General features: G+C 66.2%; 15 protein-coding genes. 6 read left to right on the top strand and 9 right to left on the bottom strand.

All coding sequences use genetic code 11. The annotated features are described in order from the left end of the window. The 3 genes from KBZ07_RS01995 to KBZ07_RS02005 all read right to left on the bottom strand — a co-directional run. Nucleotides 1–1553 (bottom strand): TolC family protein (locus tag KBZ07_RS01995; protein ID WP_261355264.1); only part of this gene is annotated, 1553 nt, incomplete at its 3' end. Nucleotides 1554–1631: 78 nt separating this feature from the next. Continuing rightward, on the bottom strand, nt 1632–3026 hold the full coding sequence (locus tag KBZ07_RS02000) for a TIGR03279 family radical SAM protein (RefSeq protein WP_254930041.1): 1395 nt from the start codon (nt 3024–3026) through the stop codon (nt 1632–1634). Nucleotides 3027–3041: 15 nt separating this feature from the next. Next, nucleotides 3042–3923 carry an undecaprenyl-diphosphate phosphatase gene (locus KBZ07_RS02005; protein WP_197151752.1) on the bottom strand — a complete coding sequence of 294 codons (882 nt, stop codon included), beginning with the start codon at nt 3921–3923 and terminating at the stop codon, nt 3042–3044. Between the two features lie 112 nt (nt 3924–4035). Between KBZ07_RS02005 and KBZ07_RS02010 the strand changes: the two genes are divergently transcribed. The 3 genes from KBZ07_RS02010 (at nt 4036) to nadB (ending at nt 7011) form a co-directional block, all read left to right on the top strand. Further along, nucleotides 4036–4761, top strand: coding sequence for a DUF3120 domain-containing protein (locus KBZ07_RS02010; protein WP_254930042.1), 726 nt, complete (start codon nt 4036–4038; stop codon nt 4759–4761). A 130-nt stretch (nt 4762–4891) separates the two neighbouring features. Then, on the top strand, nt 4892–5269 hold the full coding sequence (gene psbU / locus KBZ07_RS02015) for a photosystem II complex extrinsic protein PsbU (protein ID WP_254930043.1): 378 nt from the start codon (nt 4892–4894) through the stop codon (nt 5267–5269). Nucleotides 5270–5340: 71 nt separating this feature from the next. Next, nucleotides 5341–7011 carry an L-aspartate oxidase gene (nadB, locus tag KBZ07_RS02020; RefSeq protein ID WP_254930044.1) on the top strand — a complete coding sequence of 557 codons (1671 nt, stop codon included), beginning with the start codon at nt 5341–5343 and terminating at the stop codon, nt 7009–7011. A 1-nt stretch (nt 7012) separates the two neighbouring features. Here nadB and KBZ07_RS02025 read toward each other — a convergent pair whose 3' ends face one another. Continuing rightward, the gene (locus KBZ07_RS02025) at nt 7013–7939 is read right to left on the bottom strand and encodes a vitamin K epoxide reductase family protein (protein ID WP_254930045.1); all 927 of its coding nucleotides are present in this window, start codon (nt 7937–7939) and stop codon (nt 7013–7015) included. 98 nt (nt 7940–8037) lie between these two features. Between KBZ07_RS02025 and rimO the strand changes: the two genes are divergently transcribed. Further along, nucleotides 8038–9390 (top strand): 30S ribosomal protein S12 methylthiotransferase RimO, encoded by a 1353-nt coding sequence (gene rimO, locus KBZ07_RS02030; RefSeq protein ID WP_254930046.1) that lies wholly within the window; start codon nt 8038–8040, stop codon nt 9388–9390. Here rimO and KBZ07_RS02035 read toward each other — a convergent pair. Next, complete coding sequence (locus KBZ07_RS02035) at nt 9377–9469, bottom strand: cytochrome b6-f complex subunit 6 (protein ID WP_254930047.1); 93 nt, start codon at nt 9467–9469, stop codon at nt 9377–9379. The genes rimO and KBZ07_RS02035 overlap by 14 nt on opposite strands. Before the next feature lie 163 nt (nt 9470–9632). Here KBZ07_RS02035 and KBZ07_RS02040 point away from each other — a divergent pair, with 163 nt between their 5' ends. Continuing rightward, entirely contained in the window at nt 9633–11240 is a 1608-nt protein-coding gene (locus KBZ07_RS02040) for a B12-binding domain-containing radical SAM protein (protein WP_254930048.1), read from the top strand. A gap of 11 nt (nt 11241–11251) precedes the next feature. Here KBZ07_RS02040 and KBZ07_RS02045 read toward each other — a convergent pair whose 3' ends face one another. Further along, nucleotides 11252–11638 carry a DUF4346 domain-containing protein gene (locus KBZ07_RS02045; protein WP_254930049.1) on the bottom strand — a complete coding sequence of 129 codons (387 nt, stop codon included), beginning with the start codon at nt 11636–11638 and terminating at the stop codon, nt 11252–11254. Next, entirely contained in the window at nt 11631–12821 is a 1191-nt protein-coding gene (locus KBZ07_RS02050) for a GNAT family N-acetyltransferase (protein ID WP_254930050.1), read from the bottom strand. The genes KBZ07_RS02045 and KBZ07_RS02050 overlap by 8 nt, the downstream gene beginning before the upstream one ends. A gap of 62 nt (nt 12822–12883) precedes the next feature. On the opposite strand from KBZ07_RS02050, the gene KBZ07_RS02055 reads away from it, so the two are divergent. Next, the gene (locus tag KBZ07_RS02055; protein WP_254930051.1) at nt 12884–13315 is read left to right on the top strand and encodes a hypothetical protein; all 432 of its coding nucleotides are present in this window, start codon (nt 12884–12886) and stop codon (nt 13313–13315) included. On the opposite strand, the gene KBZ07_RS02060 is transcribed toward KBZ07_RS02055, so the two are convergent. Continuing rightward, the gene (locus KBZ07_RS02060) at nt 13261–13965 is read right to left on the bottom strand and encodes a dihydrofolate reductase family protein (protein ID WP_254930052.1); all 705 of its coding nucleotides are present in this window, start codon (nt 13963–13965) and stop codon (nt 13261–13263) included. The genes KBZ07_RS02055 and KBZ07_RS02060 overlap by 55 nt on opposite strands. 5 nt (nt 13966–13970) lie before the next feature. Next, nucleotides 13971–14906: a 6-carboxytetrahydropterin synthase gene (locus KBZ07_RS02065; protein ID WP_254930053.1), complete on the bottom strand. Its 936-nt coding sequence runs from the start codon at nt 14904–14906 to the stop codon at nt 13971–13973. Nucleotides 14907–14925 lie beyond the last annotated feature (19 nt).

Here is a 14925-nt window from a genome sequence, read left to right on the forward strand (position 1 = left end):
GGCACATCTGAGGCCCCAGCAGGCTTAATCGCCGGCAGCGCGACGGGGGCGCAGGATGCAACCTGATCGAGGCCGGTGCGGCGGCGCAGTTCAGCCAGGCGCTTGTTGTAATCGGTAATAGAGGCCGAATAACGCACTTCCGCCTGGGTGAGATCGCGCTGGTTGTCGACGACCTCCCTCTGGGTGGTGACACCGGCCTGGAAACGCAATCGGGCTAGGCGCAACGCCTCCCTGGCCGAAATCACTTCCCGGGAGGTGGTGACGATGTTGCGGTTGTTTTTCTCCAGCTCGTAGAAGCTCTCCTCCACCTCCAGACGGATGCCATCGCGCCGCTGGGCAAAGCGGAACGTGTTTTCCTGGGCCAGCTGCTTGTTCTGGCGTGACTGGGCTGCAGCCGCACCACCATCAAAGAGTTTCCAACTCAGATTGAGGCCGATGGCCGTGTCGTAGTTCGTGCCACTGGAACCCGGCTGGGCGGTAATGACCGACTCATTGCCATCAAAGATGTTGCCGGTGAAGGCGGTGAAGATGTTCAGGAAGGGCTGCACACTACCCAGGGCCGCATTGGCCTGGCTGTTGGCGATCGAGATGTCGAGCAGGGCCTGATCCAGCTCCTCGCGGAAGGTGTAGGCCGCCACCACGCTCTCCTGCAGAGATGGCTGCCAGATGCCGACCACCCGGGCCGGATCCTTGGCCGTGGGGGTGACGTTCTGGGGCAGATCCAGCAGGGCCGCCAGGCTGCGCCGGGCGATGGCCTGGGCTGCCAGGGCGCCGGTGAGCAGCTGCTGGTCGCGCGCTAGCTGGGTTTCCGCCTCGAGCACCTCGAGCTTGGTGGCGACACCGGCCTGAAAACGGGCCTTGGCATCCCGCAGGCTGACAATCGAGGCCCGCACCGATTCCTGGCCGATGCGCACCTGGTCGTCAGCCTGCTGCAGGTCGAAATAGGAGGTAGCCACCTGGAGACGCAGATCCCGCAGGGCGATCACATAATGAAACTTGGCCTTTTCAAATTGGTCTCGAGCGGCGGCAATGGTGGGAGTGCGCTGGGGGTTGATCAGGGCCCACTGGGCCGTCAACACCGTCCCGAAAGCCCACCGGTCCGTGGCAGACGTGCGGGTCGTGCCGTTGGCCCCATTTGAACGGGCCACGCCCGTGGTGAAGGTGGGCAGGGAGTTGGCTTGCAGGTTGAGGCTGGGATACCAGAGGGCAATCTGGGCCCGCAGATTGCTCTGGGCCTGGTCCACCTGGCTGGCGATCGCCTTGAGGTTGGGATTATTGACTTCGGCGAGGTTTTCCACCTCCTGCAGGCCCAGGGGCCGCAGTTGCTGGATCACCACCTGCCCGGGCTTGACAGGCAGGGCCAGGGAGGCCGGGGCCGGGAGATTTTCCAGGCCAGGGGCAAGCTGGGTGGCGGCAGGGGGCACCAGGGCGGGGTTGACCCGGGGGCGATAGCCGCGCAGTTTTTTGTTGGGGTCGGCGCCCACGGTGTCTGGTGCCAAGGGCAGGGCAGGGCTCGCGGACTGCTCCTGGGCTCCGGCCCCATGCAGCACCATCGAAGCCCCCAGGAGAGCCAGGAGGCCTAGTCGCGAGATGGGCTTGAGCACACCAAAGGTTCTTGGAATAGGCAGATCTTAAGGAGATTGAAGCTGACCGCCCAGACAAGCGGCCACCAGGTCTTCCGCACCCCGAAGCAAAATCACCGGCACGGGCAGCTGCCGCTCGAGCTCGGCTAGGGGAAGGTCGTCGAGAAAAACCGGCTCCCCCTGGCGCAGCATCACAGCCGGCAGCAGCAGGGCCTCACCCAGGTCGCAAGCGGCCAGGCCGCCCAGCAGATCCGAACCCGTCAGTAGGCCGGTGACCACCTGGTCCTGCCCCCAGTAGGGGCTCGGCAAGCCGTGCAGGATCAGCTCCAGCCCCGCCACCCCATTCAGCCGGGTCACCACCGGCTCCAGCGCCTCAGCCACCAGCCTCCCCACCACCCAGCTGAGGCGACGGGGCCTGGCCAGGGCCCGGGGCAGATTGCGGGTGGCCAGGTCCAGCGCTTCTAGGAAGGCGCGGATGCTGCCGACGCCATTCTCCTGCTGGGGCAGATCCTCATATTCGCTGCGGGGAGGCAAGGGCCGCCCCGCCATCAGATACCACTCGTCGGAGAGCCAGGCGAAACGGCTGCCAAGGCGTTGCTGGAACTGCAGCTGTAGCGGTTCCACCAGGGCGATCACCTGGAGTGCTGAGCGCCGATCCACGGGCACCAGGGCATCCCCAGCAGGGCGAAAGCGGGTGAGGCCCACCGGCACCACCGCGGCCGAGAGCACCGCCGGCCATTCACCGCCGGCAAAGGCCGCCAGATCGGCCAAGGTGGTTTCCAGGGCCTGACCGTCATTGAGGCCAGGGCACACCACTACCTGGGCATGGATCTGCAGATCCCGCTGGTCAAACCAGGCCAGCTGGTCCAGTAGTTGGCCCGCCCGGGGGTTCACCAGCAAGCGGCTGCGCAGCTCGGGATCGGTGGCATGGACAGATACAAACAGGGGGGAGAGCCGCTGCTCCTCAATCCGCTGCCAATCTGCGGCGCCCAGGTTGGTGAGGGTCAGGTAAGAGCCGTAAAGAAAACTCAGCCGGTAGTCGTCATCCTTGAGATAGAGGCTGCTGCGCCGCCCAGGCGGCTGCTGGTCGATGAAGCAGAAAGGGCAGTGGTTATTGCACTGCTTGAGGCCATCGAAGAGAGCCTCGGTGAAACCCAGGCCCAGCCCGTCATCGAGATCCTTCTCCAACTCCACCCGGTGCAGGGTGCCGTTGGGGTCTTCGACCTCCAGGGTGAGTTCCTCTTCTCCCACCAGCATCTGCAGATCAATCAGATCGCGGGGGCGCCGGCCATTGATGCTGAGCAGGCGATCGCCGGGCTGGAAGCCGAGCTCCTCGGCGATGGAGCCGGGCTCCACCGTGGCCACCACGGCGGGGGCGGGCAGCCTGGGGGTTTCGCCCTCCAGGGTGGCTAGGGCGATGCCCGCTGAGGGCTCATTCCACACGGCGTAAGGCCTTGACTAGGCGCCCACTCTGGCGCCCAGCCAGATCAGAATGCCGATGCCAAACAGCAGCCGATAAACCACAAACACCCAGGTGCTGTTCTGCTGCAGAAAGCGCAGCAGCCAGGCAATCGCCAGCCACGACACCACCGCGGCAGAAACGATCCCCACCAGCAGGGGCAGGGGACCGCCGCCGGCGGGAGCCGCGAAGGCCTCCTTCAGGGACACCAGGCCCGCCAGCGTGATGGCCGGGATGCCGAGCAGAAAGGAGAAGCGGGCAGCCGCCGGGCGCTGCCAGCCATCAAACAGGGCGGCCGTGAGGGTGCTGCCGGAGCGGGAGACCCCGGGCACCAGGGCCAGGGCCTGGGCAAGGCCCACCCAGATCCCGTCTCGAGGCAGCACGTCGTCGAGCTGCCGCTGGCGCCGGCCCACCAGCTCGGCCCAGGCCAGCAGCAGGGCCATGCCAATCGAAACCATGGCGATGGACCCCATGCTCCGCAGCGGTGAGTTGTCGTAACCAGGCAGCCAAAGTTTGAGGGCCAGGCCCGCCAACACAATCGGCACGGTGCCCAAAGCGATGGCAACCCCCAGGCGGGCGGAGGGATCGTTCCACTGGCCATGGCGGCAGGCCCGGCTGACGCCGCGCAACACCGCGGCCAGGTCGGAGCGGAAGTAGGCCAGCACGGCCACAATGCTGCCCAGCTGGATCACGGCCGTCACCGCTACGCCCGGATCACCCCAACCCAGGAGCACCGGCACCACCTTGAGATGGGCCGTGCTGCTGATCGGCAGAAACTCGGTAAGCCCCTGCACCACCCCAAGCACCAGCGAGCGAAAGCAGGCTTCCCAAAAGCCAATTTCCGCGGCGGGCAGCAGCGGTACTTCTGCAAAGGGAACCATCACAAACCAGAAAGGCTGGGGGGACCCTATGGCCGGAGCCTCCCTCCGGCCCCTTAAGCTCAGAAAACTTTCTTTACATCCCTTAGTGGTCGGCGCCCCCGCCAGCGCACTCTTGCCAGCTACCAGCCTGGACTCAGCGCCAGCGGCTGCTCCCTGGAGCAACTCCCGCCTGAGCCTCTCCAGCCTGACCCTGCCCAGCTTGACCCTGGCGAGTGGGCTGCTGGTGACCCTGCCGGTTTTTCTCCAAGCACCCTGGGTAAGGCTGGCTCCCTTCAGCGCCGCGGTATTCACTGCGCCCCTGCTGGCCTTAGCCCTGCTACTCAGCCGGCACAGGGACTCCCGAGTTGCCCGGGCGGGGGAACTGCTGGTGGGTTTCTGTGGCAGCTGGCTGGGCGGATGTCTGTTTTGGGGCTGGTTCCGGCTTCACCCCCTCTGGCACCTGCCGATCGAGGCCTTTGCCCTGCCCCTTGCCCTCACGGGCCTCCGGGGTCGCTGGAAGCTGGCCTGCGCCTTCTACCTGGGCTCCCTGCTGGGCACCGCCGCCACCGATGCCGCCATGGCGGCCACCGGAGTGATGGCCAGCTGGCCCCAGGTGCTCAGTGCCAGCCCGCCGGAAGCCTCCCTGCTGCTGCAGAGCCTCGCCCGTCAGGTACTTTCCCCCCTGCCTCTGACCCTGGTAATCAGCTTTGCAGCGGCCCTGATCCAGGCCTGCCGCTGGCTTTGGCGCCGGGGCGAAGCCGGCCGAATCTGCAGCGCTGCCCTGGCCACCACCCTGGCAGTAGATGGCCTGTTTCTGCTGTGTGCCCTGGGGGCCCCTGTCCTGACTGGGCTGATCTAGTCGGGGAATCCGATCTGAAGATCTGCAAAAGGCTGGGCCTCCATTTGTAGGGATCCGGTCCCTTCTCTGTAACGTTGGGATTCCGGTGGCCCAGGCTGCCTCTCGTCCCGTAGTTCAACGGAGTGTCGTGATGAAACGGCTGGTTGCCTGGCTGATGGGAGGTGTTGTGCTCGCCGGCCTCCTGATCACACTGCTGCTTCCGCCAGCGGCCTATGCCGCCGAGCGGCGCAATCTCATCGATGACAAAATCGCCGAGCGCGCCGGCAAGGTGGATCTCAACAACTGTTCGGTGCGCCGCTTCCAGGACTACCCCGGCATGTATCCCACCCTGGCGGGCAAGATCGTGTTGGGGGGCCCTTACCAAAGCGTCGACGACGTGCTGAGCCTCGACCTCACCGAGCGCCAGAAGGAACTATTCAACAAATACAAGGACAACTTCACAGTCACTGAGGCCTCCATTGCCCTCAACGAAGGCGACGACCGCATCAATGACGGTCAGTACCGCTGAGCCCTAAGCTCACCTCCGCTTGAAAGCCGTCGGGGCCTTCCGGCGGCTTTTTTAGTGCCGGTCCTTGCCGGATGTCTTCTGCCGCCATGCCAGAGCAGTATTGGGATGTGGTGGTGGTTGGCAGCGGAGCAGCCGGCCTGATGGCCTGCCTGGAGCTGCCTCGCCCCCTGCGGGTGCTCCTGCTCAGCAAGGACAGCGATCCCCAAAGCGATCCCCGCAGCAAACCCCGCTCCGCCAGTCGCTGGGCCCAGGGAGGCATCGCGGCGGTTACCCGGCCGGATGACAGCTTTGCCAGCCATGTGGACGACACCCTCAAGGCCGGGGGGGGGCTCTGCGATCGGGAGGCCGTCGAACGGCTCGTGCATGAGGCCCCGGCCTGCGTGGAGCGCCTGCTCCAGCTGAACATGGCCTTTGATCGGGATGGCGACAGCCTGAGCACCACTCTGGAGGCGGCCCACAGCCACCGGCGCGTGCTCCACGCCCAGGACCGCACCGGTGGCGCCCTGGTGGAGGCCCTGGAAAGGGAGGTGCAGCAGCGGCCCCGACTCGAGCAGCGCAAGGGGGTTGTGGCCCTGCAGCTCTGGATGGAAGACGGCCGCTGTGTGGGCTTGCAAGTGCTTGAGCAGAACCGCATCCACTGGCTCAGGGCCCGGGCCGTGGTGCTGGCCACCGGCGGCGGCGGCCACCTCTTTGCCCACACCACCAATCCCAATCTGGCCAGCGGCGATGGGGTGGTGATGGCCTGGCAAGCCGGAGCGAGGGTGCGCGATCTGGAATTCGTCCAGTTCCATCCCACCGCGTTGATGTTGCCGGGGGCCCCCCATTTCCTGATTTCAGAGGCCGTCCGCGGTGAAGGGGCCCGCCTGGTGGAGAGCAATGGCGCCAGCCCCGTGGCCGCCCTGGCGGGGGGGGACCTGGCCCCCAGGGACGCCGTCAGCCGGGCCCTAGCCCGGCGGATGCGGGATCTCGATGTGGACCATCTCTGGTTGGATCTGCGGCCCGTCGGCGGGGCCCGCCTGGAGCAGCAATTTCCCACCATCCTGGGCCGCTGCCGCGAACTGGGGCTGGAACCGACCAGCGCCCCTATTCCCGTTGCCCCCGCCGCCCACTACTGGATGGGCGGGGTGTGGACCAGCCTGGATGCGGCCACAAGCCTGCCAGGCCTCTACGCCGTAGGGGAAGTGGCCTGCACTGGCGTGCACGGTGCCAACCGCCTGGCCAGCAACTCCCTGATGGAGTGTCTGGTGTTTGCCCGCCAGCTGCGCCGGATCCAGCTGCCGCCAGCCCCCCTGGCCCAGGAGCCCGGCCGGGAAGGGCAGCCCGCCCCAATCGAGCTGGCCCTTCCCAGTCTGGAAACCCTCGAGCGGCAAATCACCGCCCTGCGGGACCTCTGCTGGCAGGTGGCCGGGGTGGAGCGCAGTGCCCATCCCCTGGCGCAGGCCCTCCGGCAGGTGCTTCAGCAGCGCCAACAACTGGAAGCCAGCCCAGCCTGGCGCGGGCTCCAATCGCTGCGGAGCGGCCAAGTTGGGATGGTTAAACCGGCCGACGTGCCGGCCCTCAAGGGCCTGCAGGAGCTGCACCAGCGTCAGGTGCTGGCGGGGCTGCTGATCGAGGCGGCCCTGTTTCGGGCGGAAAGCCGGGGGGGCCACCACCGCACCGATGCCCCAGCCCCGCAGCCCTTCTGGCAGCGCCACACCGACCAGCAGCTGGGCTGCCCGCCCAGCACCGCCGCAATGGTCTGAATCAGGGAACCGGGGCGTTGAATCCGGAAAGCTGGGCCAGGTCGGCCAGGGACTTAACCCCGGAGTCGAGCTTGCCGTTGATCTCCCAGGAGGGGAAACCTTCGATCTTCTTGGTGTCACAGAGGGCCTTCTGGCTGTTCTGGCCATCGGCGGCACATTCGATCAGCTTGAGCTTGGCGCTGGCGGCCTGGCCAAACAACTCCTTCTGCTCGTGGCAGTGGGGGCACCAGTAGGCCGTGTACATCACGGCGCCAATCCGGCTGAGGTGCTCAGCCAGGGCAAGGGCCTGGCCACTGCTGACCGTCTCCACCGCCGGTGGCACACCGGCGCGACGAACCGCTGCCGGTCGATCCAGCGAAGCCGCCCAGCCGATGCCCAGCAGGCCTACCAGCAGGCCCACGATCACCACCTGGAAGACAACCTGGCCGCGGTCTTCCCAATCGCCACCCACCAGGCAGAGCACGAACAGGCCCAGGCTCAGCGTGGCCGACAGCACGCAGAAGAAGCAGAAGGCCTGGATCTTCACCACCATCAGCCCCATCAGCAACAGGCTGAACACCGCCATGGCCGTGCTGAGCAGCAGCAGCCCCCGCCAGCTGCGCTGGGCCAGGACGGCTCTGGAATCGTCACGCAGCACCAGCGGCAGGACCGCCATGGTCAGCACGGCCCCGTAGGCCAGCCAGCCAAACAGGGAAAGGGGCTGGCCCAGCACGCTGCCCCAGGGGCTGTTGAGAACCTTGTCGCAGCCTTCAGCGCCGCCCGGGCAGCTCAGGGGGCCCACCAGGCCCCAGCGCTTCAAGGTGATGGCGCCAGTATCGATGGCGCCGATGGTGGCCAGCACCGCCATGGCCACCCGGGCCCAGCGCCGGCCTGGATCGCTGCGGCGCCGGTTGCTGTTGAGGCGCTGGCTGAGGCGGGTGGAGGTCACGGCATCGGCTGCACTGATCCCATTCTCGCAGCCCCCTCCCAATGCCCGCGCCCCCATAGGGTGAAGGGCGTGATGCCCGTGGCGCGAAGAACGGATCGATGAGCAAAAAAACCGTGGCCTTCGCCCACCTGGGCTGCGAGAAGAACCGGGTGGACACTGAGCACATGCTCGGCCTGCTGGCCGAGGCAGGCTACGGCGTGAGCGCCGATGAGGCCGACGCCAGCGTGGTGGTGGTCAATACCTGCAGCTTCATCCAGGAGGCCCGCGAGGAGTCGGTGCGCACCCTGGTGGAACTGGCGGAGCAGGGCAAGGAGCTGATCATTGCCGGCTGCCTGGCCCAGCACTTCCAGGAGGAGCTGCTCGAAAGCCTCCCGGAAGCCAAAGCGATCGTGGGCACCGGCGACTACCAGCACATTGTCAGCGTGCTGGAGCGGGTCGAAGCCGGCGAGCGGGTTAACCAGGTGAGCGCCATCCCCACCTTCGTGGGCGATGAGCACCTGCCCCGCTACCGCACCACCAGCGAGGCGGTGGCATATCTGAAGGTCGCCGAGGGCTGCGACTACCGCTGTGCCTTCTGCATCATTCCCCACCTGCGTGGAAACCAGCGCTCCCGGCCGATCGAGAGCATCGTGGCTGAAGCGCAGCAACTGGCGGCCCAGGGGGTGCAGGAGCTGGTGCTGATCAGCCAGATCAGCACCAATTACGGCCTCGATCTGGCCGGCAAGCCCCAGCTGGCGGAGCTGCTGCGGGCCCTGGGGGAGGTGGAAATCCCCTGGGTGCGGGTGCACTATGCCTATCCCACCGGGCTGACGAGCGAGGTGCTGGCGGCCTACCGGGAGGTGCCGAACGTGCTGCCCTACCTGGATCTGCCCCTGCAACACAGCCACCCGGAGGTGCTGCGGGCCATGAACCGCCCCTGGCAGGCCGATGTGACCGCAGGGGTGCTGGGCCGCATCCGCAAGCAGCTGCCCGACGCGGTGCTGCGCACCACCTTCATCGTGGGCTTTCCCGGCGAAACCGAGGAGCACTTCCAGCATCTGCTGGATTTTGTCGCCGAGCAGCGCTTCGACCATGTGGGGGTGTTCACCTTCTCTGCTGAAGAGGGCACACCTGCGGCAGAGCTACCGGATCAGGTGCCCCACGGGATCGCACTCGAGCGCAAGGACCGCCTGATGGCCCTGCAGCAACCGATAGCCGCGGCGCTCAACGCCGCCTGGGTGGGGAAGGTCGTGGATGTGCTGATCGAGCAGGAGAACCCCAGTAGCGGCGAGATGCTCGGCCGCTGCGCTCGCTTCGCCCCGGAGGTGGACGGCGAGGTGCGGGTGAGTCCGGGGGAGGGGGGACTCTGTGCCGCCCCGGGCACCCTGGTGCAGGTGCGCATCACCGCGGCGGACACCTATGACCTGCTGGGGGTGGTGGTGGGAGCAGCTGCCGAGCTCAGATCAACTTGATGCCGCGCAGCACGATCGAGGCGGCAATAGCCACGGCGATGCCGCCGCCCATCAGACCCAGGTAGATCGCAGCAGCCATGGCTTGCCAAACAAATGCTGACGCCATTACAGCAGAATGGCTGGCGGCCTAGACCCACTGCCAAACCGCCTAGGCTTGCGCCAACTCAACCGGTTACCCCAGCTACCAGCGCAGCCCAAGCGCCCCTGCTCAGCCCAGATTCATCACCAGCTCTGCTGCCTGCATGCGCACCCTCTTCGTCTACCCCGAGTTCCCGAAAACCTTCTGGAGCTACGAAAAAATCCTCGAGCTGATCGACCGCAAGGTCCTGCTCCCGCCCCTGGGTCTGGTGACCGTGGCCGCCCTGCTCCCCCAGCAGTGGGAGATGAAGTTGGTGGATCGCAACGTGCGCGAGGTAACTGAAGCCGAATGGGACTGGGCCGAGCTGGTGGTGATTTCAGGAATGATCGTGCAGAAGGCCGACATGGCCGTGCAGATCGCCACAGCCAAGAAGCGTGGCATCCCGGTGGCCGTGGGCGGCCCCTTTGCCAGCTCCACCCCCGACGCGCCGGAGCTCGACCTGGCGGATTTCAAGATCCTTGATGAGGGTGAAATCACCCTGCCAATGTTCATCGAGGCCCTGGAACGGGGTGAACGCAGCGGCCGTTTCAGCTCTGACGGCGTCAAGCCCGATGTGACCGGCACACCAATTCCTCGCTTTGACCTGCTCGAACTGGGCGCCTACTCGGAAATGTCAGTGCAGTTCTCCAGAGGCTGCCCATTCCAGTGCGAATTTTGCGACATCATCGTGCTGTACGGCCGCAAGCCCCGCACCAAAAACCCTGATCAATTAGTTGCCGAACTCCAATGTCTCTACGACCTAGGATGGCGCCGGTCTGTATTCCTTGTAGACGACAACTTCATCGGCAACAAGCGCAACGTCAAATTACTGCTGCCCCTGTTGAAGCAGTGGCAGATTGACCACGGCTTCCCCTTCAGCTTTGCCACCGAAGCTTCGGTTGATCTAGCGGCCGATGATGCCCTGATGCAGATGATGGTGGAGTGCCGCTTTGAGAGCGTCTTCCTCGGCATCGAAACTCCGGACGAATCGAGCCTTGAAACGGCTGGCAAACTGCAGAACACCCGCGGCTCACTGGAGGATTCGGTCAATAAGATCACCTCCTACGGCCTGCGGGTGATGGCTGGATTCATCATCGGCTTTGACGGCGAAAAAGAAGGTGCCGGGAGAAGAATTGTCGAATTCGTAACCCGTACAGGCATCCCCCACGCCATGATGGGTATGTTGCAAGCCCTGCCGAATACGGCGCTTTGGCATCGCCTGGAGAGGGAAGGTCGCCTAATTGAAGGCAAAGCCTCAGCCAAAGGGGTGAACCAGACAAACCTGCTCAATTTCACACCAACCCGACCAATTCGCGACATCGCAAATGAGTACGTCGATGCCTTTGGGGCGCTCTACGAACCCAATGCATTTATTGATCGCGTTTACTCCTACTTCCTCAAGCTCCCGCCCCAAAAATACAAAGAGCTGATCGTGCCCGGCAGCCGCCCGTCCAAACCCCCCAGCTGGATCGACCTGCGGGCCCTGGCCATCGTGCTCTGGCGCCAGGGCCTCAGGCGCGATACCCGGGTGCGGTTCTGGAAAGCCCTTTACGGCATGTACCGCCAAAACCCCAAGCGCCTGATCGGCTTCATCTCAATCCTGGCCCACAACGAGCACTTCCTCGAATACCGCGCCATCGTGCGGCGGGAAATCGAAGAGCAGCTGGCCGTGCTGCCCCCCGATCCCCCCAAGGCCCCTGCCGAACCCAGCCGGGAGCTCCAACCGGTCTGAATCCGCCCGACTCAGTCCTGCACGTACTCCAGGCCCTGCTCCAGACAGGCCTGGGCCCGTTGCAACTCCCGGCCCAGGTAGAGGGCATGGTCGAGACAACTGAGGGGATGGGGGGATGGTCCTTCCGTGAGGGCAATGCCAACCTGCTTGGCAGTACGGCCCCGGAACACCGCCAAGGGCTGCCGCGGCGCGCCGCCACCACGGCAGCTGAGCACTTCGCCGGTTTCCGGATCGGTGGCCAAGCCGCGCCCGTCGATCCCGTTGCCGTAGTGCTCGACCACCAGCTCCTGGGCCTGGGGGTCGATGCGAATCAGGAAATAGCCCGCTGAATCAAGGGCGATGAACCGCTGGGATAGCTGGTCATCGAGCTGCTGACGGGTGGGGGGCTGGTCAGGCATGGGGAGGATCGTAGGCAGCCGTGAAGGGCAGCTCCGCATTCATGGCAGCCATCGCCTCGGCCATTTCGGCATTGGCCCCTGGCAGCCACTGGCGCAGGATCGCCGCAAAGCGAGGATCGCTCCAGCGATGCAAGCTGACCCGGGGCTGGGCCACGAAGCCCCGGCGCCTCTTGTGGCTGCCGCCGGCCCCAGGATCGAAGTGGCGGATGCCGTTGGCAATCGCCCAGGCAATGGGCGCGTAGTAACACACCTCGAAATGGAGGCAGTCGATCTCTGCGTCGCTCCCCCAATAGCGGCCCCAGAGCTGGTCATCGCTGCGAACACACAGGGACATCGCCACAGGGTCGCCGGGATCCTGCCGGTGGGCGCTGAAGAGCACCAGGTGGCGGCGCAGGGCCGAATCCACGGCCAGGGCCTCAAAGAAGGCCTCGCTGAGGTACTTGCTCCCCCAAGCGCCCCAGCGGCTGCAGTGCTGGGCGTAGAAGTGGTGCATGCGTCGCAGCAGCTGCGGCGGGATGGCCTCCCCCGCCAGGGCGGTGACCTCCAAACCCGCGGCCGCCACCGCCAGCCGTTCCCGCTTGATGTTGCGGCGCTGGTTGGCGTTGAAGCTGGCCAGATAGGCGCCAAAATCGGGGAATCCGGGGTTGGTCCACAGGCTCTGCTGGTTGACCCAGGCGGAGCATCCGGCAGCTTCGGCCAACGGCTGCCAGGCAGGGTCGACGTAGAGAAAGTTGCAGCTGAGAATGGCGTTCTGGCGACAGAAGCCATCGATCAGCTCCATCATCAGGGCGGTGATCGCAGCGGAGTCCTCGGCGGGGTCGATCAAGAAGCGATAGCCCTGCACCGGGCTCACCGGACTCATCCCCACCAACTTCGGGTAATAGCTCAGGCCCAGCTGGCCGGCGAGCTGGGCGAAGCTCTGGTCAAACACGAATTCGCCGTAGCTGTGACCCTTGAGATACAAGGGGGCCACCGCCACCAACTGCCCAGCCCGCCACAGGCCCAGGTGGCACCCCTGCCAGCCTTGGCGGGGCACGATGCTGGCGCTGGCCTCGAGCTGCTGCAGCCAGCGCCAGCGGTAGAAGGGCAGACCCTGGGGATGGGCAGCGGCCAGCAGGGCATCCCAGCTGAGCTCAGGGATCGCGGCGAGGCTCTGGTGCCAGCGGGCCTGCAACTCAGCCATGGCAGGCAAAATGGCCGATAGGGAGGCTAGGGCGCAAAACTAGCCAAAGCTGCACCACCTCGGTGCCCCAACCCGTGCCGGCCCTGCTGGCCAACCTGCTTGCCCCTGCCCTGCTGGCACCTGCCTTGCTGGCAAACGTGCTGCAGGCAAACCTGTTGTTGCCGGTGCTGCAGCTGCTGCGCCCCCAGCTCGAACAGCGGATCAAAAGCGTCTGTGTGGAAACAGCGGCGGCGGGCAATGGCAACCTGGCCGCCCAGCTGGAAGAACCCTGCGCCCAACTGGCCCGCCCCACCAGCAAGTGCCTGGTGGAGGAAACCGCTGAAAGCCCCCGCAGCCTGGCGGTGCTGGGCGAGATGGTTCGAGGTGATTTTGGCGCCGACAGCGAGGTGGTGGTGAAACGCTGCCTGGCCCGCATGCTGGGGCTGCCGGCCAACAGCCTTCAACCCATCTCACTCAAGGAGCTGGTGCAGGGATTCGCCAAACCCCGCCGGTAGCTCAGCAGCAACTCATCGCCCTCCAGCCGGCGGTGCTCCTGCAGGTGCCAGTCGCCCCTCCCGATCGCCGCCTGCAGGGGCAGCCAGACGTAAGGCCCGCCCAGCAGCCGGGGACAAAGGCTGAGCTGCAGCTCGTCAATCCAATCCCCCGCCAGCAGGCTGCCGGCCAGGGCCGCGCCCCCCAGCACCACCAGCCGCATCAAACCCCGCTCCGCCAGGGCATCGATGGCGGAGGCCCAGCCATCCCAATCCAGCCGGACCTGGAAAGCCGGGACCTGGGGATAAGGGATCTGGAAAGCCGGGAAGGGGGGCGCCTGGGGCGGAGCCAGCAACCAGCGCTCGAGGGGCTGGCGCCAGAACGGCAGCTCGAGCGAAATGGTGGCGGTGCGGCTCACCACCACCGCCACCGGCTGGTCAGAGCGGCCGGTGGCAGAGCGCTGGGCCCGCAGATCCTGGGCGTGGATCAGGCAGGTGCTGCCGTGGCGGCGCAGGGTTTCGGCGCCGATCAGGCAGCCATCGGCCCAGGCCAGAGCCTCCTCGAGCACCCGGCGATCACCTGGCCCCCCCAGCTGGGCAGCGCCCCCTTCGGGGGGCGCCAACCGGCCATCCAGGCTCACCGCCAGCACCAGCCGCAGCACTGGCCGCAGCATGGGCATCAGCCGGCCACCAGGGCTTCCAGGGCCGCGGGCACCATCTCGAGCTGGGGGGTTTCGGCGAACACCTCGGCGGCGTTGTTGGGGCTTTCCTGCAGGCGCACCTTGTGCAGCCGGGCACCGCTGGCGGCGATCGGTGCGGTAAGCAGATCGGCAATGTGCAGGGCGATGTTCTCGGCGGTGGGCACGGTGCTGGCGAAGTGCTCCACGTCCTTGTTGAGGAAGGTGTGGTCGAAGGGCTCCACCACCAGCTCGTCGACAAGCCGCTGCAGGGCAGCCAGATCACAGACCATGCCGGTGCGGGCGTCGATCGAGCCGCGGACGGTGATATCGAGCAGGTAGTTGTGGCCATGGCCATGGGGCCGGGCGCACTTGCCGTAGATAGCCTCGTTTTCGCCCTGGGAGAGCTCGGGCCGGGCCAGGCGATGGGCGGCAGCGAAGTGGGTGCGGATTGAGAGGAAGGCTTCCATGGGGGTTGGGTCGGGGCCGGGGGCGAGCAGGTCGACCCAGAGCGTGTCGGTTTCGTGCAGGCGCAGCCCCACTAGGGGCAGCTGGGGGGCCAGGCGGGTCCAGATGGCCTGGCAAAGGGCCTCGGTGGTGGGCAGCCGCCCCTCCGGCCGGCCCAGATCAAACTCAGGCCAGGCTTCATTGAGGAAGCGGAAGTCGAGCTGGTCTGTGACCTCCGCCCGGATGGCGTGCTTCACCTCAGAGAGGTTGAGCACCATGCCGTCGCCATCGAGGGCCCCACCCATCGCCACGATCAGGGTGTAATTGTGACCGTGGCCAGGGGCCAGGCTGCAGGGCCCAAAGCGGGCTTGGTTCTGCTCGGCAGTGAGCTCGGGCAGCCAGTAGAGATGGCTGGCACTGAAGCTGGCCCGGCGCGTGATCACGCAAGGTCGACCCCGGCCATGGCTGAGACGTGGTGCTGGGGCCGTCATCGCCCGGGGTTGGTGGCTC

The sequence above is a fragment of the Cyanobium sp. BA20m-14 genome (assembly GCF_024346295.1).

Bases quoted from the DNA above. Each gene is read 5' to 3' on its own strand.
- KBZ07_RS02005 (WP_197151752.1), bottom strand. From the start codon at position 3,923: ATGGTTCCCTTTGCAGAAGTACCGCTGCTGCCCGCCGCGGAAATTGGC.
- psbU (WP_254930043.1), top strand. From the start codon at position 4,892: ATGAAACGGCTGGTTGCCTGGCTGATGGGAGGTGTTGTGCTCGCCGGC.
- nadB (WP_254930044.1), top strand. From the start codon at position 5,341: ATGTCTTCTGCCGCCATGCCAGAGCAGTATTGGGATGTGGTGGTGGTT.
- rimO (WP_254930046.1), top strand. From the start codon at position 8,038: ATGAGCAAAAAAACCGTGGCCTTCGCCCACCTGGGCTGCGAGAAGAAC.
- KBZ07_RS02035 (WP_254930047.1), bottom strand. From the start codon at position 9,469: ATGGCTGCTGCGATCTACCTGGGTCTGATGGGCGGCGGCATCGCCGTG.
- KBZ07_RS02040 (WP_254930048.1), top strand. From the start codon at position 9,633: ATGCGCACCCTCTTCGTCTACCCCGAGTTCCCGAAAACCTTCTGGAGC.
- KBZ07_RS02045 (WP_254930049.1), bottom strand. From the start codon at position 11,638: ATGCCTGACCAGCCCCCCACCCGTCAGCAGCTCGATGACCAGCTATCC.
- KBZ07_RS02050 (WP_254930050.1), bottom strand. From the start codon at position 12,821: ATGGCTGAGTTGCAGGCCCGCTGGCACCAGAGCCTCGCCGCGATCCCT.
- KBZ07_RS02060 (WP_254930052.1), bottom strand. From the start codon at position 13,965: ATGCTGCGGCCAGTGCTGCGGCTGGTGCTGGCGGTGAGCCTGGATGGC.
- KBZ07_RS02065 (WP_254930053.1), bottom strand. From the start codon at position 14,906: ATGACGGCCCCAGCACCACGTCTCAGCCATGGCCGGGGTCGACCTTGC.